This window comes from Vibrio sp. 10N.286.51.B11, from assembly GCF_041469245.1.
In the GTDB taxonomy this organism is placed as follows: Bacteria; Pseudomonadota; Gammaproteobacteria; order Enterobacterales; family Vibrionaceae; genus Vibrio; species Vibrio crassostreae_C.
On sequence record NZ_JBFRKI010000034.1, the window covers coordinates 70,875 to 89,274 of the forward strand.

Below are 18,400 nucleotides of genomic sequence, written 5' to 3' on the forward strand. Positions count from 1 at the left end.
GTATTTTGTTGCATATAAAAAAGCCCAGTACAAACTGAGCTGACCATTCTATTTCTGGTTACTTAGAGTTATTTCTGGTTACTTAGAGCTATTTGGTTTGCTTTTAAATTGCTTAATGCTTTTCTTTTTAGCTGTTCTTCGATTGGCCATTTTATCTTTAGGTGGACGCTTGCGAGCGGTCGTTTCAGATGCAGGTTTGTCGGTAACCGGGAAACCCTCTAATGGTTGCAGCACTAACGGCTTATTGGTCAAGGTGCGAATCGCATTGAGGTAGTCAGTTTCGCTGTGGCTAACCAGAGAGACCGCGCAGCCAGTACTTCCTGCTCTTGCTGTACGACCAACGCGGTGTACGTAAGTTGCTGAGTGAGAAGGTAATTCGAAGTTAATTACAATAGGTAGTTGATCAATATGGATGCCTCGAGCCATCACATCAGTCGCGATAAGCACACGAGTCTCGCCATTTTTGAAACTTTCTAATGCTTGCTCTCGTTCTTCTTGGCTCTTATTTCCATGTAACGCACTCACACTGATTTTGGCTTTATTCAATCGTTTGGTTAATGCGTCGGCATTGTCTTTTGCGCCAATAAATACCAATACTTGCGGCCATGTGTGTTGATTGAGTAGTGCGATGAGCGCTTGAGCTTTACTGCCTTTGTTTACTAAATACAGGGTTTCTTCAATAGTCGCGACCACGCTGTTTTCTTGATGTGTCGTGACTTTAACTGGATTTAAAAGAAGCTCTTCAGCTTGCCCTACTAATTCGGGCGGAAGTGTCGCAGAGAACAACAGTGACTGACGTTTACTTGGTAGTGCTGCAGTAATCGCTTGAATATCTGGCCAAAATCCCATGTCGATCAGGCGGTCGGCTTCATCAAGAACCAATGATGAACACCGAGCTATATCCAGTTCATCACTTTTGATTAAAGCAAGTAGGCGGCCCGGTGTGGCGATGGCTAATTGTGGTTTAGTCGATAATTGTTGCTGTTGATCATCAGTATTTACGCCGCCCGTTAGCGTTACCAATTTGATATTGAGCGTTGTCGCGATCGGTTCTAAAGATTTGGTCACTTGAGATGCAAGTTCACGGGTTGGAACAATGATCAGTGCTTGCAGTTCATTCACATCTTGGTTGATGTTATTCAGTAAAGGTAAGCCGAACGCCAATGTTTTACCGCTGCCCGTTTGAGCCAATGCGAGTACGTCTTTCCCCGCAATAATGGTAGGAATTACCGCTTGCTGTATCTCTGTCGGCTTATTGAATTGAGATGAGAGCGCGGAGACGGTTTTTGCGTTAAGGGTTAGGCTATCAAATGACATAAATGAACCAAGTATCAAAAAGGAGGTGGAGTCTATCAGGGCTACAAATGTTAGAGAATCCGTTTTGTATGTTAGACGATAAACACATTCATTATACGCGCGAATTATGTCTGTTAGCTATACGCGATAATTAAGCGTTTATCATATTGTAATGGCACTGAATGGACGTACAATGTCCGCCCTAAAAATGTTCATGAAATGAGATCGAAATGAGTTGGGACAGTATCTGGCTGTTTATCGTTATCGTGTTTTTTATTGCCATTATCCCGGGCCCAAATGCGCTGTTGGTATTAAGCACAGCCTTAACTCAAAGGAAGCTGTTCGCATTTGTGAACGTGTTGGGCGTGTCATGTGGTTTCTTTTTTCATGCCTTTATCTCGGCTAACGGCATAAGCTTATTACTGTCGAACACTCCCATGGCCTTTGAAGGGCTAAAGTGGGCTGGGGTTTTGTATCTTGTCTGGCTTGGGTATAACCATTTTCGTGCGGCGCTGCGCGCTCAAGAGGGCGTGCTCTCTGTGGTCAGTGCATCGGGAAGTAAGCTTTATAAGCAATTTTTCAAAGGGCTTCTCACTAATCTACTGAATCCTAAAATTGTCCTGTTTTATCTTTCTATATTCCCTCAATTTGTTTCAACAGATGCGATTGTGACAGACAGTTTGATACTTGGTGCAATTCAAGCGTCAGTGGTGTCGATGTGGTTCTTAGTTGTGATCTTAATGGCGGATACCTTTAAGCGCTTGTTAGTTCAAAAGCGCACCTCGCAAATGATGAACATTGTGTGTGGGATTCTATTCGTGGGCTTCAGCATTCAGTTGGCATTGTTTCAGCTTTAGGGTGCGATGCGAAGAATTGGGTTTTTAGCTATTGGTTCAGTTCATTTCCGGCTTAGTTCTCGTTTCCATCTTAGTTTTCATTTCCGATTCAGTTCTCATTTTTTACTGAATGCTAAGCAATCAGTGTTTCTCTGTATAAATCTCTAAAGCATTAGCTCGGGAAGTCGATATAATTATTAGCTATCAATTTGGTGAATGTGTTTATTTGAGACCAATTGAAGCTACAGCCTATTGCTTGACCGAAATAACAGAGACAGGGAGTCACCAATGCGTGAAGATTCATTCACCCAGAAACGCAAATATTACCGCTTAAAGTACCCTCAAAAGGCTCGTCCGGTGATGCGAATTAAGGATGAGCTTTTTCATGTCAGCGAAGTTTCTGAAAAGGGTGTACGCCTGATGATGCGTAACATCATTCCGGTTTATCGTGGCTTTTCAATGGCCGGCACCTTGAGGTTGCATGACAACAACAGTATCGATATTAGCGGTGCTGTATTGCGACAAGAAGGTGACGAAGTGATCGTTCAGTTATCACAAGGTCCGAGCTTCAAAGATATGGTGTCTGAACAACGCCACATTAGGCAAAGATACCCAGTGTTTTTTGCTAGCCTCAGAGTGGCATAGAAAGCTTTTAAAGTTAGATTCACTCATCCAAGCCGATATTAAAAAGCCCAGCACTTTCACAAGTGCTGGGCTTTGTTCTATCTATAGCCCAGATTCTTATAAACCAAAGGCGATACAGGTAAAGCTAATGAGCTTAGTTCGCCTTATAGCTCGTCTACTGTAGCCCAAACTGCGGCTAGCATATCGTGACCAAACGCGACACTTCGTTCTGGAGACCAGCCGTAAAGTTCGTCAGCGTGACTGATGTGATCTTTAAATGGCATCTCGACGGTGTAAGCCAAACACTTGAATTGCTCACCAATCCAGTTTGTGCCAACTGTCATGTTTGCTTTGCCTGGTTCGTCTTTATCGTAACCAAATTCATCTTGGAACTCTGGCGTGATAGTGAGCAGTGCTTGCTTGAAGTGGCTCTCTAGCTTCGCGATGCGCTCGTTGTAAGAAGGTGTGCCTTCGCTACCTGCTACAAAGTTATATGGAATCGCTTCGTCGCCGTGAATATCTAGACACAGGTCAACGCCCGTTTCCAGCATACGCTCGCGAACAAGGAATACCTCTGGGCTGCGTTCCATAGAAGGTGATTGCCATTCGCGGTTCAGGTTTACGCCAATCGCGTTAGTACGCAGGTGACCGCGGATGCTGCCATCTGGATTCATGTTTGGTACAACTCTGAACACAACGCTGTCTAGAAGAGAGCGACCAACCGTATCTGTTTCATCAAGTAGGCGTTGTAGCAGGCCTTCGATCAGCCATTCAGCCATCGTCTCGCCAGGGTGTTGGCGACCAATAACCCAGATGTTTTTCTTCTCTTCACTTGGCTCGCCGATGGTTAGCAAAGTGATGTCGTTGTTGTCTAGCGTCTGACCTAGAGTTTCAAGCTTACAAGCAGGGTGCGTTTGAGCATTGTGCAGAAGATCTTGGTGACGATCGTATGAGTACGGCGCGAAGTACGCGAAGTACATTGAATCGTGTTCAGGGATGATATCGAAGCTTAATGTATCGCCATCGAACTGAGATGGGATACGGAACCACTCTTCACGGTCATACGATGCAACTACATCGTAATCTTTCCAGCCTTCAGGGTAGGCAGATGTTGCCAATTGACCGATTTCAAAGTGGTGAGATTGTTGAGCTTCACTTTCTAAGCGGAAGTGAAACCACTGAGAGATTTCAGTTTGGTAGTCTGCTGGGATCGTCAGTTGAATGTTTTGTGGTGAATCTGCAGAAACGACGTGAATGTTGCCGCTTTCGAAATTGCTGAAAATTTTCATTGTAGTTTTTATCTCGTAGTTGAGTTGCCGTAAGACTAGCACACTTTTTTTCGAGCAAACCACTAACTAAATCGTAATGAGATGTTATTTCAACTATCTACTTTTTAGTTCTCTACTTTGAGCAGTACTTCCTATCTATCGACGCTGACAAGTTGTACACCCACGACAGGCTGAACGTGTGTGGCGATCTAACTTGCTGCGTTGAACCTTACAATAAGCGTTTTTCAGCGCTCTTCTTCCTGAGAACCAATCATCGGGTTTTGACAGGATCAGATAACCATTAAAGCGTTTCATAAGCTCGACTCTATTTTGGTTGATGAACTTGCTATCAAACCCAATTTCGAAGTAATCAAGCGCTTGTTCAATCGAGGTGAAACTCGCTATTTTTTGTTGGAATTCTGTTTGGCTCATGGGAAGTAGGTTTCTGTTCTGGTGACAACTATTGTATCGAGTTTACGATTTGTTTTATTGATTTTAGTTATGACTTACCTGGGTTTGAATCGTGGGCTTTTTAAACTTGAAGTGATCTTTTTAACTCTTTGAGGATTATAGATAAAGTATTAAAAAACTAAGACAGGACAGAACCAATGAATCGAATCAATCCAAAGAAACTACTTCGCAGTAAATGGACGGCCGTTAGCCCTTTGAAGAAAGAAAAGCACTTTATGGTCACAGAAGTTGAATTTGATGAAGGGGAAGTAGTGCGCTGCATGATAGAGGCAGTAATGACTAAACGAGAAGAAAACATCAATTGGCGAGAGCTTACTGATAATCAAAATTGGCTCCCAGGCTGGAAGTAGGGCTAGAAGCCTGTTTGATTCTAATCTGTTGTTAATGGCGAACTGGCGTTTATCGGATACTCGACGCACGCCCTTGCCAGTATTTAAGGCCTTCTAAGACACCCTCAGCATGTGTTGCTCTACTCGTGTATACGTTGTCTCTATCCGATAGGTGAGCAACCTCTGGGTAATGGTTTGCCACCAAAATCGAGTTAACGCCTTCTATTGTCAACATTGAGGTGTCGTTAGCTGAATCACCGGCAACGCAAACCTGGTCAATGCTCAAGTCGTGTTGCTTCAAAAGATGGTGGATAGCGGTTGCTTTGTTGACTCCCTTTGGTGTGATGTCTAGATACCAGTCGTGTGAATACGTTAGGTGGACATCTAAGCCGTGTGACTGTAAGTGAGATTCGATCAATGCATGTTGTGGCTCAGACAGCTTACCTTCAAACGTCATCTTGTAATCACCTTGATGATTCTCTATACGCTCGCCCATAAAGTCGAGTGGTGCGAGTGCGGACTCTACTTTTGACTTATTCCATGAAGCCTCGAGTTGTTGGTGCCATATATGGTCGGGCTTTTGAGAATGGTTATGATGAATCCTGGTGCCAACATCGCTGATAATACTGTGTGGTTCCGGGTAGTTGTTTGATGCTAAGCCGTCTTGAATAGAGGGTAACGTTCTTCCTGTTGCGATGATAAAGCGAATATCAGGTTGTTCTGTGAGGTAATCAAATAGCTGGTTAACACCGTGAGATGAGCCTCCATCAAGCGTACCGTCAAAGTCACACACCAACATTTTTATCATTCGAATTCCTTGTCTTTTTCTCTATTTCGTCACGGGAAAATGCTTATTTCTTTTATAAAGAATGGCTCAGCAATGAGCACTCTACAAGTTGAAGTTCAGCTTAGATAATCACCAATTGGCAGTTTGCAGCAAGTATCACAGTTGGTGTGACGTATTAAAATTCTTGGTTGAAAAGGTTGATTTCAACTCGCTGACTTTAGCCGGTTGACCTTTGGTTTTTAGGTAGAGATTGAGAGTTGATCTTATATTTTTTATCGAGCGAACTTTCGCCTCGGAAACATCATGAAAGCTTAATAAATAGTTCGTATTCGAATTGTTTGTGCACGAACTAATTATGGCTTTTGTTGGTTCATTCAGCCTATTAATTACTCTAATGTAAAATTAATATTCAATAATCTACGACTACGTAATACATAATATTGGCCGTACGCTTAGCTAATTTATCCCTTTTATTATCAGTGGCTTGCTTTGTTTTTGCTTATTTTTTGGTCTTGTTGTTGCTGGTCTGGTTTCAGTCTGTTGCCTTGTTTTACCGAGCGAAGAACCTTGATTTACACGTGTCAATTACTTAGAGTGCTAATTGTTTTTCGGGTTTAAATAACCAATTTAAGTTTAAATAACTGAGAAAGGATTAGATTACATGGATCCCATACTGGAAGTTAAGGGACTGTACAAGGTGTTTGGTGAAGACACCGACCGTGCTTTTACAATGATTAATGAAGGCGCAAATAAAGATAAAGTTTTCGAAGAAACAGGGCTAACGATCGGCGTTAACGATGTTTCTCTTAGTATTCAAGAAGGCGAGATTTTCGTCATAATGGGACTGTCAGGATCTGGCAAATCAACCCTAGTACGCCTTCTTAACCGCTTGATCGAACCTACCAAAGGCAATGTGCTTCTTCGAGGCAAAGACATTGCCCACATCTCAGAAGATGAACTCCGCGAAGTTCGCCGCAACAACATCTCCATGGTTTTCCAAAATTTCGCTTTGATGCCGCATATGACGGTTATCGAGAATGCCGCGTTTGGTCTAGAGCTTGCGGGTGTTGAAGTTGAACAACGAAAGCAATCAGCACTTGAAGCACTTGAGCGTGTTGGCCTTGGCGCATATTCAGAATCTTACCCAGATGAGTTGTCTGGTGGTATGAAGCAGCGTGTTGGTTTGGCTCGTGCACTAGCATGTGACCCAGATATCTTGTTGATGGACGAAGCGTTCTCGGCGCTCGATCCTTTGATTCGTACTGAAATGCAAGATGAGCTTATTCGCCTTCAAAATGACGATAAACGAACCATTGTTTTTATCTCGCATGATTTGGATGAAGCGATGCGTATTGGTGACCGAATTGCGATTATGCAAAATGGCGAAGTGGTTCAAGTCGGTACTCCAGACGATATTCTTAGTAACCCAGCGAATGATTATGTCGGAGCTTTCTTCCGTGGTGTGAACGTAGCAAGCGTACTTACTGTGAAAGACATTGCGCGTAAGAAGCCAGCTGCGGTATTTAAAAAATCAGAACACGATGGCCCAGCGTCCGCTCTACAAATTTTGATGGATAACGACCGCGAGTACGGCATCGTAGTTGAGAAGAGCAGCCGTTACTCCGGCATTGTCTCTATCGACTCGCTTCGTAAAGCCCACAAAGAGAACAAATCACTCATCAGCGCACAGCTCGATGATGGACTAACGCTGAACCCTGATTTACCAATCAATGATGTGCTTGGCCTAGTTGGTGGTGTGCCTTACTCAGTGCCTGTTGTGGATGAGCAAGGTAATTACTTTGGCGTGGTGACTAAGTCACGACTGTTACAAACATTGGATAAGGGGTAGATCATGTCGTCTGAACAAACAAATAATGACCCATGGTCTCAATCGGCTCCTCCAGCTCAACCTGCAAGTGATCCTTGGGGTCAATCCGCTGATACCTCACCGTCAGCGGATTGGTTAAGCAGCGAAACCGTTGAAACGACACCTTTTGATCCACTTGACCCTTTTGCAGAGGCTGTGCTGCCTGTTGACACTTGGGTTGAGTCTGGACTGAATTGGTTAGTTGAGCACGGACGCCCATTATTCCAGGCAATCCGTGTGCCTATCGATTTTATCCTAAGTTCATTTGAAACGGCGTTGGTGTCTACGCCAGCACCATTCATGTTGATCATCTTGTTTCTAGTGGCATGGCAGTTTTCAAACTTGAAGCTTGGCGTTGCAACGGCCGTATCTTTGACTTTCATTGGCTTGATTGGCGCTTGGTCTGAAGCAATGACCACATTGTCACTGGTAATGACATCCGTATTCTTCTGCCTATTGATTGGCTTACCCATGGGGATATGGCTTGCTCGAAGTAACACGGCGGCTAAATTCGTGCGCCCAATTTTGGATGCTATGCAAACCACACCAGCCTTCGTTTATTTAGTACCGATCGTCATGTTGTTTGGTATCGGTAACGTTCCGGGTGTCGTGGTGACCATCATATTCGCACTTCCTCCTGTTGTTCGTTTGACCATTTTGGGTATTCAGCAAGTTCCGGAAGAATTGATCGAAGCGGGTCACTCATTCGGTGCAAGCAAAAAGCAGATGCTTTACCGAATTCAACTGCCACTTGCATTACCAACTATCATGGCGGGCGTGAACCAAACACTGATGTTGTCGTTATCGATGGTGGTTATCGCATCAATGATTGCGGTAGGTGGTTTAGGTCAAATGGTACTGAGAGGTATTGGCCGTTTGGATATGGGACTGGCCGCTGTTGGTGGTTTAGGCATCGTTATCTTAGCCATCTTATTAGACAGAATCACCCAAGTACTGGGTGTCAATGCTGGTAATACAAAATTACGCTGGTATCGCATGGGACCTGTTTCCCTTGTACTGAATGTACTTAATCGCGGTAACAAATCAGAACTTCAATTAAGGAAAAACACCAATGAATAATTCATGGAAGAGTAAACTCGCAGTAAGCATCGTTTCTACATTAGCGGTATCGACTAACGTGTGGGCAGCAAGCCTACCGGGTGATGGCGTATCAGTTCAGCCTGTTCAATCGTCTGTAGCGGAAGAGACATTCCAAACATTGATCGTTAACCGTGCTCTAGAAGAACTGGGTTATGACGTGAAATCAACTCAAGAAGTGGACTACAACGTAGGCTACACCTCGATTGCAAAGGGTGACGCAACGTTCCTAACGGTAGGTTGGTTCCCGCTTCATGCTGATAAATACACAATGGCAGGTGGTGATGAGAAATTCTACCGTGAAGGCCAATATGTAAGCGGCGCTGCTCAAGGTTACCTAATTGATAAGAAAACGGCTGAAAAGTACAACATCACCAACATTGGTCAATTAACTGATCCAAAAATCGCGAAGCTGTTTGATGCGGACGGTGATGGTAAAGCAGACCTAACAGGCTGTAACCCAGGTTGGGGTTGTGAGATGGTGATTGAACACCAACTTTCAGCGTTCAAACTCGACGATACGGTGACTCACAACCAAGGTAACTACGCTGCAATCATTGCAGATACAATTTCTCGTTACCAAAAGGGTGAATCAATCCTTTACTACACGTGGACACCTTACTGGGTAAGTGGCGTATTGGTGCCTAACGAAGATGTAGTTTGGTTAGAGGTTCCTTTCTCAGCACTTCCTGGCGAGCGTTCGAACGTGGACACGACGTTATCTAACGGTAAAAACTACGGCTTCGAAATGAACTCAATGCGCATTATTGCGAATAAAGAGTTTGCTAAGAACAACCCATCAGCAGCGAAGCTTTTCGAAATCATCAAACTTAACATCAATGATGTAAGTGCTCAGAACATGATGATGAGTAAAGGTAAAAATAGCTCTGCGGATATCGAAGCGCACGTAAATGGTTGGATCAAAGCGAACCAAAGCACGTTCGATGGTTGGATTACAGAAGCGAAAAATCAGCACTGTAACGTTGACTTGTATTTACTCTGTCTTACCAGACATTTTGATTTGAAATGATGAGCGTGTTGAGTGATTGTGTAGAGTCACTCAATCACCTTCAAACCAAGTGAAAGGGCGACAAGAGTGAACATTATAAAGCCAGCAGTCCATTTGGATTGCTGGCTTTTTGTTTTCTGTTTCTATTTTTGAGCTTCTAGCTGTTAATTACAGCTCTAGCGTTCGCCTTGAACTTCGAAGTTGTCGCTGACTAAGCGAGCGCAGCCATCGGCTTCAAGTGCCCAGTGTTCATGATGTACAACGCCAAACGCTTTGTTCATTGTCCAACTCGCGGTAAGAATGTAACCGCCGTCTGGGTGCTCTTCCCATTTTACATCGGTGTAATCAACGTCTTTGAAACCTTGGTCGATGATGTTTTGCCAAAATGCTTGAATCGCTTCATGACCTTCAAAAGTACCAAATGGACGCGCTTCCATTACACAGCTTTTAGTATATTGATCGGCACAACCTTTCGCATCTTGGTTGTTGAAAGCCTTTTGCCACGCGTTAATGCCTTGCTTACATGCTTCTAAAATTTGGTTGTCTAACATTGTCTTTCTCCATAACAGTCTTGTTGTTTCGAGCACTGTCTTTTTTATTTGGTATTTCGATAAGTTGAATTGAGTTTAGTCTTGGAAATTGATTTGAAAAACAGAGATAATAGAAAATACTGTTTGTAAAAAGAGAACAATAAGATGAGTAAGCTAAAGCAGATGTCGATTTTCGCTCATATCGTAGAGCAGGGTTCAGTCTCGGCTGCGGCTGAAAAGTTAGAGTTGTCTAAATCTGTCGTCAGTCAACATCTCAAAATTCTAGAACAAGAGTTAGGCGCCTCTCTCCTTAAACGCACAACACGAAGACAAACTTTGACAAGCATGGGTGAGCGCTTTTATTTGAGTTGCAAAGACATCAATGTGATCGCTGAATCGGCTTGGGATATGGCAAAAGCCGAGCTAGAAGAGCCACAAGGCCGGATTCGTATCACAGCTCCGAATGCCTTGATGGATTTATTGGTAGCGCCTGTTATTGCCGAACTGATGAAACAATATCCGAAGTTAAAGCCAGAACTGATAAGCGACGATCAGCATTTAGACTTCATGGAGCACGATATTGATCTCGCGGTACGAGTGGGTAGCTCGCGCGACAGTAATCTTAAGCAGAAACGGTTAGGCGAGTTTAAAGACGTGTTGTGCGGCGTAGAAAGCATGCGAGAGCGTGAACTTGAATCAATTCCTTATATTGCTAACTCATGGCAGGGAAAGCAGGTGACTCATCATTTTAGTTCTCAAACTGAGCAGGACTTTGTCTACCAACAGCAAGCTAGTTGCGTCACCAATTCGTTCCACAGTTGCCTTGCACTGATTAAATCAGGTGTTGGTATCGGTGTGATTCCAGATTTCTGCATTCCTCAGTTATTTGGTGATGTTGTCGACGTGCTGCCAAGCTTTGAATTACCCACCAACACGGTTTATGCGCTAAATCCATTCGCTTCAAATACGCCTATCGCCATCAAGCTGTGTATCCAAGCGTTGGAAGAAAAGCTCAAGTGTAATTTGGTTTAAAGCCTCTCGTTATAATGCTGTCTTATTAGATGATGTGTTTGGTATAAGAATGGCTCATGTCACATAGTTATTCATTTGTAATATAATAATTCATTTTCGTGATGTTTGTTCAACTTGTCGTACAAATATTGTCCTATAGTGGTTCTCGTTACTTCGGTAACACCCTACAAAATATGGAATAAATAATATACGTGAAACATATCATGGAGACTTGTATGACTTTTAAATCTTGCAAACTTACCTCTTGCAAACCTCGAACTCACCAATTTAAACCTTACAAACAATTGTCGTGCGCGGTTCTTTTAGCCATGGCTACTTATGGCGTATCGGCTGAAACACTGAACATTCAATCCGCATCAGACTGGGGCGGAGCGCACAACTCTTACCCAGCATCGAATACGATTGATGGAAGCACTGATTGGTCATCACGTTGGGCTGCTCAGAATGCGCCCGTCAATTTAGTGCTTGACCTAGGCTCGGTACAAAATGTTCAAGACGTCGCGATAGCTTGGGGTAAAGGCGAAGAGCAAACTTATAAGTTCGAGATCAGAGCGCTCGCTGATGAAAGTTCAAGCAGCTGGGACAAGGTTTATTATGGATATAGTAGTGGCAGCACATCTGGTTTTGAAACCTACGATGTGACGGATGTTCAGGCTCGTTGGATTCGTATCAAAGTCTTTGAAAACAGTGCTGAAAGTGTTTGGACGAATATTACTGAAGTCGAAATCAGTGGCAATGATAGCCCTGACTATGGACTCGATCCAAACCTACCGCCGTCAGGTAACTTCGACTTACTGGACTGGTATGTGAGTATTCCCGTTGATGAAGGTGACGGCTACGCGACTTCTATCAAAGAGAACACGCTAGATGCGGGTTATGAAGACGAGTTCTTCTATACCGGTAGTGATGGTGGCTTAGTGTTTTACACGCCAGTCGAAGGCGTGACTACATCTAGCGGAACAAAATATGTTCGTACTGAATTAAGAGAAATGCTTCGCCGCGGTGATACCTCTTACTCCACTTCGGGTAAAGGCAATAACTGGGCGTTTTCGTCTATTCCATCGAGTGACCAGTCCGACTTTGGTGGTATCGACGGGACGTTAAATGCGACGTTAGCCATCAACCACGTGACAACAACTACTTCGAACACTGAACAAGTGGGTCGAATCGTGATTGGCCAGATCCACGCTGAGAAAAACGAACCTATTCGCCTGTACTACCATAAACTGCCAGGCAACGACAAAGGCGCAATCTACTTTGCTCATGAAACATCGAAATCGAGCGGTGGCGATGAAACTTGGCATAATCTATTAGGTAACATGGTGACGTCTGACGGTGACTTAAACAGCACTAGCAACCCAAGTGACGGTATTGCACTCGATGAAACCTTCTCGTATTCCATTGTTGTTGAAGGTGATAAGTTGATTACTACCATTAGTCAAAATGGCTCAGAGCTAGCGGCAAAAGAAGTGGATATGAGTAACAGCGGTTATGACGATGCGGATAACTACATGTACTTTAAAGCGGGTATCTACTTGCAAGATAACTCAAGTGACGACAGCGATTATGCGCAAGTGACTTTCTATCAGTTAGACAACAATCACAACTGATCACGCTATAAATAGTGCGTAGCTACGGCAGCGAGTTAACTCGTTGCGGTTTGTATTCGTTCAATGATTGAAAGGAGGTGGCCAATTGGTCATCTTTTCTTTTATCTTTCTACCTCTCTACCTCTCATTTCTACCATACTGTATTTGTTTAATTGGGTGCATATTGGCAAAAAATCCAACCCTTACTTATAGTTAGTCTTAGTGTCTAGTTGCTTATCAACCGCTAAGAGGTGCCGTTATTGTCTGATCTTTGTACCAAGTCATGCATCGAATGTGGGTTAGTCAGTCAGTTCCGGGAATTACCTTCGGGCAGTGAGGCGTCTTGCCCTCGTTGTCATCATACATTGTGCAGCATCGGTGCGAGTAAGGGACAAGGAGTGATGGCCTACGCAGTGGCCAGTTTGATCACACTCGTGATGAGTCTTACTTTTCCCTACATGTCATTTAGCGTCCAAGGTATCAGTCAACAAATAACCCTTTATCAAGCCGTGGATATGATGAATAGGTTAGATAATTCACTGATTGCCGCGCTCTTATTTCTTGCCGTTATTTTCCTGCCTGCTTATTTTCTGATTAGCGCGATCTGGTTCTATTCGTTGACTGAAAAAAGGCGCACCCACTCGCCGAACCTAAGCCGTTTAGCGATCTTCATTTTAAAGACCTTGAGCTGGGTTAAACCGTGGCTCATGGTGGATGTATTTTTGATTGGTGTGTTGGTTAGTTTGATTAAAATAGCAGCACTAGCCGATGTCTCTATGGGCATATCGTTTTGGGCATTTGGTATCTACGCTATGCTGGTGGTCAAAACCATTTCGTTGGTTGATTTTGATTGGATCTGGGACCGATTGATCCCACCTAAGCCGTTGCATGAATCGGTAACGGGTAGCCTTTTTCAAAAGCATGAGCATTTGGTTTGTCATGTTTGTGGGCAGGTTCACTTGTATGATGACCAACTTAGTCAATGCTCTCGTTGTCATGTTCACCTACACCGATTTAATCCGACCAAAAACCTTCAGATAGCGTGGGCTCTATTACTCACATCCATTATTTTTTACATCCCGGCAAACCTATACCCAATGATGTATACGTCTGCATTCGGGACGAGTGAAGGTTCAACCATCATCGAAGGTGTCATCATTCTGTGGAATATGGGGTCATACCCAGTCGCTTTGATCATCTTGCTTGCCAGTGTGTTTATACCGATGGCAAAAATGATTGCGCTCGCATACTTGTATTGGAATGCAAAAAGGGTTCAGGGCTTACCTGTTGATGAAGCGACTCGATTTCTCAAAATATACCGTGTTACTGAGTTTATTGGTCGGTGGTCAATGATAGATATTTTTGTGGTTGCCATTCTGGTTGCCTTGGTTCAATTAGACGGATTGATGGCGATTTATCCTGGGCCTGCTGCTTTGTCTTTTGCTGCCGTCGTCATTTTCACTATGTTGTCGGCAATGATTTTTGATTCTCGAATTATATGGAAATAATCTCTCGGTAGAGGTGTGGGGTATATGGAAAAACAAAGCGCGTCAGATGCGAAAGTATCAAAAAAAAATGAATTGTCTCCGGTCTGGATTGTGCCCATTATCGCGGTTCTGGTCGGCTGTTGGATGTTGTTTCAGTACTTCAACAATCGCGGACCAGAGATCACTTTGATCTTGCCTGATGCTTCAGGTATCGAAGCTGGAAAGACAGCAATTAAGTCTAAAAATGTACATGTGGGCACTATTACGGATGTCGCGCTGAGTGAAAATTACGAATACATCATAGCCAAAGCTCAGATAGACAAGAAAGCCTCACGCATGATCAATAAAGAAACCCAGTTTTGGGTGGTTGAGCCCCATGTCGGCACCGATGGCATTAGTGGGCTTGAGACCATTTTGTCGGGGTCGTACATTGAGTTGAAGCCGGGTAAATCGAGTGAGTCTCAATTGAAGTTCGATGTATTAGACACACCACCCGTCGCGGGACCAGATACCAAAGGAATTCGTGTGGTGGTTTCACATAATAAGGCCAATCAACTGCGTGTAGGAGAACCTGTCTTGCATCATGGCATCATGGCTTCGTGGTGGGTCGGGTTGAGAAAACAAGCTTTGACTATGAAAAGAAAGAGGGTAAATACCAACTGTTTATCTTTGCACCTTATGATGGCCTGATTTTCGAAAAAACGCAGTTTTGGCTATCTTCTGGAATCGATGTGAAGTTTGGTGCGAATGGTTTAGACGTTAACTTTGCATCAATAGAAAGCATCCTGACTGGTGGTGTGAGCTTTGATGTAGCCGAGAGTATTAAGCCTGGATTGCAGATAAAAGAGAACCTTCAAGAGTACACTCTGTACGACAATTACGACGCGGTTTTACAAGGTAAGTACACGACATCGATCGAGTATGTGTTGCTATTTGAAGAATCGGTTCGAGGTTTAAGGAAAGGGGCTCCAGTGGAGTATCGTGGTGTCAGGATTGGTGCCGTTACAAATTCGCATGGATAAAGATGGCAAGGTCTCGAACCGTATTCCTATCTTAATCAAGCTGGAAATAGAACGAGTTTCTGAAGTCTTTAGAGCCGTGAATGCCGAAGCCTTTGCTGAACGCGTCAAGCTGCAAATGGGCGAAGGGTTAAGAGCAACCTTGAAAACGGGTAACTTGCTCACGGGAGCGCTGTTTGTCGACATTAATTTTTATGAAGATGAGGAGACTTACGAACCCAGAGAATTTGATGGTTACCCTGTGTTCCCGGTTGTCGCGGGTGGTCTAACCGAAATTCAAAATCAGATCGCCGATTTCCTAACCAAGATTAACGAGCTACCGTTAGACGCGACTATCGCCAATTTAAACGGATCGCTTGCATCATTAGACACTACCCTGAAGAGTGTCGATCAACTTATGGGTAGTGAGGGCGCAAAAGCGTTACCACAAGATCTGAGTGACACCATGAAGCAACTTGAGGCGACATTAGAAAGTTACGATGATGACTCCGACGCTTACAAGCAATTGATCAGTGCATCTGAAGAGTTAGAACATGTGTTAAAAGAGCTTCGCCCACTGATTAAAGTGCTGAACGACAAACCGAATGCGTTAGTGTTCGGTAGCGAAGTAGAAGAAGACCCGATTCCAGTTAAGGGAGTGGAATAATGAGAAAGCAATTTATATCACTGGTTGTGTCAGTCGGGCTCTTGGGGTGCGCTGCGCCTACTGATGGTACTAACGCGTACCTCTTGCCTGAAAGTACATTGGATAAGCCCATCTTTAAGGTCAAAACTAGTGTTGATTTGCCGGATTACCTCGACACGATAGGGATAGCTTATCGCAAGTCTGAAAATGAACTGGTTTCTGCGCGTAAACATGTTTGGGCCGAGAACCTTGAAGGGCTGCTTGAAGAGCGTATTGACTCTTCCGATGCATCAGGAGAATCGGATAAAGAGCTGCTCATTACTTTCGAGCAGTTCAATGGTTCTTACACTGGCAATGCTGAAGTAAAAGGAACTTGGATATTGAGCGAGCAAGATCAAGAGCTTGCACGTGCTGATTTCGATTCTAAGGTGCCGTTGAAAGAGTCGGGGTATGAATCGCTTGTCGAAGCTCTAGGGGAAGGGCTGGATCAGGTACTCGCAGATATTCAGTCGCAATTGCCGTGATTATCCGAAGGTAATATCTAGTAGGTTGTCGATATTATTTTTAGAACCTCGAATCAAATTAATGAGAATATGAAAAAGCCACCGTTGATACAGTGGCTTTCTTATAGTTTACGCGTGTTGAAAATTAACCATACTTATTAATAAATGCAATAACATGCTTATTGCTAAGTAGCTCTATTTTATCGATTGTTAGAATACAGTATGTGTATGATTTGTTTTTAAACGTAATGTTAGAGGCTTCTTCTGTTGGCTCTGAGAATTTATAGATTTCAAATCCAAGTTTTTTCATTAGATCCAATGCACTTGGGTTCTTGATGATCATGGAATACTTTTTAATCTTAGTATTTCTTGCAAGAAGCTTCATATCGGAAATTAGGTTCGCAATAGATTGTTCGCGCTTCTCAGAGTGACCGCTAACCACAATGTAATTTAAGTTCTGGTTAGAATCTAAAGAGCAAGCTTGCTTAATATGTAGATGCTTATTTTGGTATTGCTCGAACACCTCTTCGTTGAAGAAAAAACCTAGGCTATGACTAATAATATCGCCATTAACATCGACCATTTTTCTGCCATGCGCCTTTTTTTCACTGCAATAGAGAAACAGATCTATGGTATCAAGGGCTGAAGGATCCATCTTTGTATATTGTGAAATCAGCTTTATTCTATCTATTACTGCTTTGTCATTCTGATCTGTCATTAGTGGCATGATCTGACAGTCGCAGCCTTCTTCTATTTCCCCTTTAGTGATAGACGATATTCGGCTTTGAAACGAAAAGAACCTCTCACGAAGGAAGTCTTCAAGTAATGCACTGTCTTCGTTATCTTCTGAATCAAAGGATTTCAACGTTGTATACAAGTCCAGACCAAGGCAGTCCAATAGCTTTAGGGCTTTGTAATTACTTGGCTTTACTTTGCTATTTTCCCATCGATTTATCGTTACGACATCTACAGAGCTGAATTCATCATCTAAGTGATTAATGTATGCCGCAAAACCCTTTTGCGTTAACTTCAATTTCTTGCGCGCTTCGCGCAGTAATTGCGGAAATTTCATCATGGTAGAATATTCATCTTTGATTAGTGACATTACGTTCCGATTAGTCAGATAGTCTATTTTATCAATCGTTAATATACAGTAGCTATAATATTTATTTTTGAATGTAATATTACATTTTTTAGCAGAAGGTTCTGAAAATTTAAATACTTCAAACCCCACACTCTTCAAGAGTCTCATCATATTGGGGTCTTTTACTAAAACAGAATATTTTTTAATGTTTTTGTTCTGAGAAAGTAACTGTATATCTGAAACTATATGCTCAATAACATGATCTTTTGTCTCTGAGTGTGAGCTTATATTAAAATAATTTATGCTTTTGCTTGAATTTAAAGAGCAGGCCATTCTTAGATCTAGCTCTTGAGTTTTTAATGTTTCAAATTGATGGTCTTCAAAGAAAAAGCCTACGTTGTGACTCACAATGTCGCCATCAACATTGATCAGCTTGTGACCATGTGCTTTTTTCTCACAGTAGTAGAGATATAAATCAATTTGGTCCAGTGGCGAAATATCGACTTTTGTGAATTTAGAAAGTAGTTTGATTCTGTCGATAACGCCAGTGTCACACAGCTCTGACATTAAAGGCCGTGACTTAAAGTTGCGTTTGCCTTGTTGTTGATTCAGGCCTGATAGAGCTGAAATTCTACTTTGAAATGAGCCATAGGATTCGTTTAAAAACAGTTCGATTAGTGTGTCTTTTTGTTCGGATTTAAAGCTCTTTATTGTCTCAAACAAATCTCCGCCAAGGTACTGTAAGATCTTGAGTGCTTTGTATGTACTAGGCTTTACCTTACTGTTTTCCCAACGATTTATCGTTACGACGTCAACCGCATTAAACTCGTCGTCCAGCTGATTTAAGTAGGTTGCAAACTCTGTTTGTGTAAATTGAAGTTCCTTTCTGAAGTTACGTAACAACTGTGAAAACTCACTCATTAAAACATTAACCTTCTGATAATTA

General features: G+C 43.0%; 16 protein-coding genes and 1 pseudogene. 11 read left to right on the forward strand and 6 right to left on the reverse strand.

All coding sequences use genetic code 11. The features are described from left to right. Positions 1 to 78: 78 nt before the first annotated feature. Positions 79 to 1,317, reverse strand: coding sequence for a DEAD/DEAH box helicase (locus tag AB4154_RS17010; RefSeq protein WP_017060327.1), 1,239 nt, complete (start codon positions 1,315 to 1,317; stop codon positions 79 to 81). A 209-nt stretch (positions 1,318 to 1,526) separates the two neighbouring features. Between AB4154_RS17010 and AB4154_RS17015 the strand changes: the two genes are divergently transcribed. Then, positions 1,527 to 2,153 carry a LysE family translocator gene (locus tag AB4154_RS17015; RefSeq protein WP_017060328.1) on the forward strand — a complete coding sequence of 209 codons (627 nt, stop codon included), beginning with the start codon at positions 1,527 to 1,529 and terminating at the stop codon, positions 2,151 to 2,153. 267 nt (positions 2,154 to 2,420) lie between these two features. Beyond that, complete coding sequence (locus tag AB4154_RS17020; RefSeq protein WP_017060329.1) at positions 2,421 to 2,777, forward strand: hypothetical protein; 357 nt, start codon at positions 2,421 to 2,423, stop codon at positions 2,775 to 2,777. A gap of 143 nt (positions 2,778 to 2,920) precedes the next feature. Here AB4154_RS17020 and AB4154_RS17025 read toward each other — a convergent pair whose 3' ends face one another. Both AB4154_RS17025 and AB4154_RS17030 read right to left on the reverse strand, forming a co-directional pair. Continuing rightward, positions 2,921 to 4,045, reverse strand: coding sequence for a M14-type cytosolic carboxypeptidase (locus tag AB4154_RS17025; RefSeq protein ID WP_017060330.1), 1,125 nt, complete (start codon positions 4,043 to 4,045; stop codon positions 2,921 to 2,923). 135 nt (positions 4,046 to 4,180) lie between these two features. After that, positions 4,181 to 4,456, reverse strand: a complete 276-nt coding sequence (locus AB4154_RS17030) for a nitrogenase-stabilizing/protective protein NifW (protein WP_372123647.1) — start codon at positions 4,454 to 4,456, stop codon at positions 4,181 to 4,183. A gap of 176 nt (positions 4,457 to 4,632) precedes the next feature. On the opposite strand from AB4154_RS17030, the gene AB4154_RS17035 reads away from it, so the two are divergent. Continuing rightward, positions 4,633 to 4,845 carry a TIGR02450 family Trp-rich protein gene (locus AB4154_RS17035; protein ID WP_017065368.1) on the forward strand — a complete coding sequence of 71 codons (213 nt, stop codon included), beginning with the start codon at positions 4,633 to 4,635 and terminating at the stop codon, positions 4,843 to 4,845. Positions 4,846 to 4,894: 49 nt separating this feature from the next. Here AB4154_RS17035 and AB4154_RS17040 read toward each other — a convergent pair whose 3' ends face one another. Then, positions 4,895 to 5,632: an HAD-IIB family hydrolase gene (locus AB4154_RS17040; RefSeq protein ID WP_372123649.1), complete on the reverse strand. Its 738-nt coding sequence runs from the start codon at positions 5,630 to 5,632 to the stop codon at positions 4,895 to 4,897. A gap of 640 nt (positions 5,633 to 6,272) precedes the next feature. Between AB4154_RS17040 and proV the strand changes: the two genes are divergently transcribed. The 3 genes from proV to proX are packed head-to-tail and all read left to right on the forward strand — an operon-like array spanning position 6,273 to position 9,606. Next, positions 6,273 to 7,460, forward strand: a complete 1,188-nt coding sequence (proV, locus tag AB4154_RS17045) for a glycine betaine/L-proline ABC transporter ATP-binding protein ProV (protein WP_372123652.1) — start codon at positions 6,273 to 6,275, stop codon at positions 7,458 to 7,460. Positions 7,461 to 7,463: 3 nt separating this feature from the next. After that, positions 7,464 to 8,558 carry a glycine betaine/L-proline ABC transporter permease ProW gene (gene proW / locus AB4154_RS17050; protein WP_102333175.1) on the forward strand — a complete coding sequence of 365 codons (1,095 nt, stop codon included), beginning with the start codon at positions 7,464 to 7,466 and terminating at the stop codon, positions 8,556 to 8,558. Next, complete coding sequence (proX, locus tag AB4154_RS17055; protein ID WP_372123654.1) at positions 8,551 to 9,606, forward strand: glycine betaine/L-proline ABC transporter substrate-binding protein ProX; 1,056 nt, start codon at positions 8,551 to 8,553, stop codon at positions 9,604 to 9,606. Before proW ends, proX begins: the two co-directional genes overlap by 8 nt. 155 nt (positions 9,607 to 9,761) lie before the next feature. On the opposite strand, the gene AB4154_RS17060 is transcribed toward proX, so the two are convergent. After that, positions 9,762 to 10,136: a nuclear transport factor 2 family protein gene (locus AB4154_RS17060; protein WP_017060338.1), complete on the reverse strand. Its 375-nt coding sequence runs from the start codon at positions 10,134 to 10,136 to the stop codon at positions 9,762 to 9,764. Between the two features lie 144 nt (positions 10,137 to 10,280). On the opposite strand from AB4154_RS17060, the gene AB4154_RS17065 reads away from it, so the two are divergent. From AB4154_RS17065 to AB4154_RS17085, 5 genes and pseudogenes are all read left to right on the forward strand, one after another. Further along, positions 10,281 to 11,147 (forward strand): LysR family transcriptional regulator, encoded by an 867-nt coding sequence (locus AB4154_RS17065; RefSeq protein WP_372123656.1) that lies wholly within the window; start codon positions 10,281 to 10,283, stop codon positions 11,145 to 11,147. A gap of 215 nt (positions 11,148 to 11,362) precedes the next feature. Next, positions 11,363 to 12,757, forward strand: a complete 1,395-nt coding sequence (locus tag AB4154_RS17070; RefSeq protein ID WP_136974630.1) for a polysaccharide lyase family 7 protein — start codon at positions 11,363 to 11,365, stop codon at positions 12,755 to 12,757. A 239-nt stretch (positions 12,758 to 12,996) separates the two neighbouring features. Then, on the forward strand, positions 12,997 to 14,244 hold the full coding sequence (locus AB4154_RS17075; protein ID WP_141710059.1) for a paraquat-inducible protein A: 1,248 nt from the start codon (positions 12,997 to 12,999) through the stop codon (positions 14,242 to 14,244). A 24-nt stretch (positions 14,245 to 14,268) separates the two neighbouring features. Continuing rightward, positions 14,269 to 15,888, forward strand: a pseudogene (gene pqiB / locus AB4154_RS17080) (intermembrane transport protein PqiB). Continuing rightward, positions 15,888 to 16,391: a membrane integrity-associated transporter subunit PqiC gene (locus AB4154_RS17085; RefSeq protein WP_372123658.1), complete on the forward strand. Its 504-nt coding sequence runs from the start codon at positions 15,888 to 15,890 to the stop codon at positions 16,389 to 16,391. The pseudogene pqiB and the gene AB4154_RS17085 overlap by 1 nt, the downstream one beginning before the upstream one ends. A gap of 124 nt (positions 16,392 to 16,515) precedes the next feature. Here the strand turns inward: AB4154_RS17085 and AB4154_RS17090 are convergent, their stop codons facing one another. Beyond that, the gene (locus AB4154_RS17090) at positions 16,516 to 18,375 is read right to left on the reverse strand and encodes a helix-turn-helix domain-containing protein (RefSeq protein ID WP_372123660.1); all 1,860 of its coding nucleotides are present in this window, start codon (positions 18,373 to 18,375) and stop codon (positions 16,516 to 16,518) included. Between the last annotated feature and the right edge of the window lie 25 nt (positions 18,376 to 18,400).

Bases quoted from the DNA above. Each gene is read 5' to 3' on its own strand.
- AB4154_RS17010 (WP_017060327.1), bottom strand. From the start codon at position 1,317: ATGTCATTTGATAGCCTAACCCTTAACGCAAAAACCGTCTCCGCGCTC.
- AB4154_RS17015 (WP_017060328.1), top strand. From the start codon at position 1,527: ATGAGTTGGGACAGTATCTGGCTGTTTATCGTTATCGTGTTTTTTATT.
- AB4154_RS17020 (WP_017060329.1), top strand. From the start codon at position 2,421: ATGCGTGAAGATTCATTCACCCAGAAACGCAAATATTACCGCTTAAAG.
- AB4154_RS17025 (WP_017060330.1), bottom strand. From the start codon at position 4,045: ATGAAAATTTTCAGCAATTTCGAAAGCGGCAACATTCACGTCGTTTCT.
- AB4154_RS17030 (WP_372123647.1), bottom strand. From the start codon at position 4,456: ATGAGCCAAACAGAATTCCAACAAAAAATAGCGAGTTTCACCTCGATT.
- AB4154_RS17035 (WP_017065368.1), top strand. From the start codon at position 4,633: ATGAATCGAATCAATCCAAAGAAACTACTTCGCAGTAAATGGACGGCC.
- AB4154_RS17040 (WP_372123649.1), bottom strand. From the start codon at position 5,632: ATGATAAAAATGTTGGTGTGTGACTTTGACGGTACGCTTGATGGAGGC.
- proV (WP_372123652.1), top strand. From the start codon at position 6,273: ATGGATCCCATACTGGAAGTTAAGGGACTGTACAAGGTGTTTGGTGAA.
- proW (WP_102333175.1), top strand. From the start codon at position 7,464: ATGTCGTCTGAACAAACAAATAATGACCCATGGTCTCAATCGGCTCCT.
- proX (WP_372123654.1), top strand. From the start codon at position 8,551: ATGAATAATTCATGGAAGAGTAAACTCGCAGTAAGCATCGTTTCTACA.
- AB4154_RS17060 (WP_017060338.1), bottom strand. From the start codon at position 10,136: ATGTTAGACAACCAAATTTTAGAAGCATGTAAGCAAGGCATTAACGCG.
- AB4154_RS17065 (WP_372123656.1), top strand. From the start codon at position 10,281: ATGAGTAAGCTAAAGCAGATGTCGATTTTCGCTCATATCGTAGAGCAG.
- AB4154_RS17070 (WP_136974630.1), top strand. From the start codon at position 11,363: ATGACTTTTAAATCTTGCAAACTTACCTCTTGCAAACCTCGAACTCAC.
- AB4154_RS17085 (WP_372123658.1), top strand. From the start codon at position 15,888: ATGAGAAAGCAATTTATATCACTGGTTGTGTCAGTCGGGCTCTTGGGG.
- AB4154_RS17090 (WP_372123660.1), bottom strand. From the start codon at position 18,375: ATGAGTGAGTTTTCACAGTTGTTACGTAACTTCAGAAAGGAACTTCAA.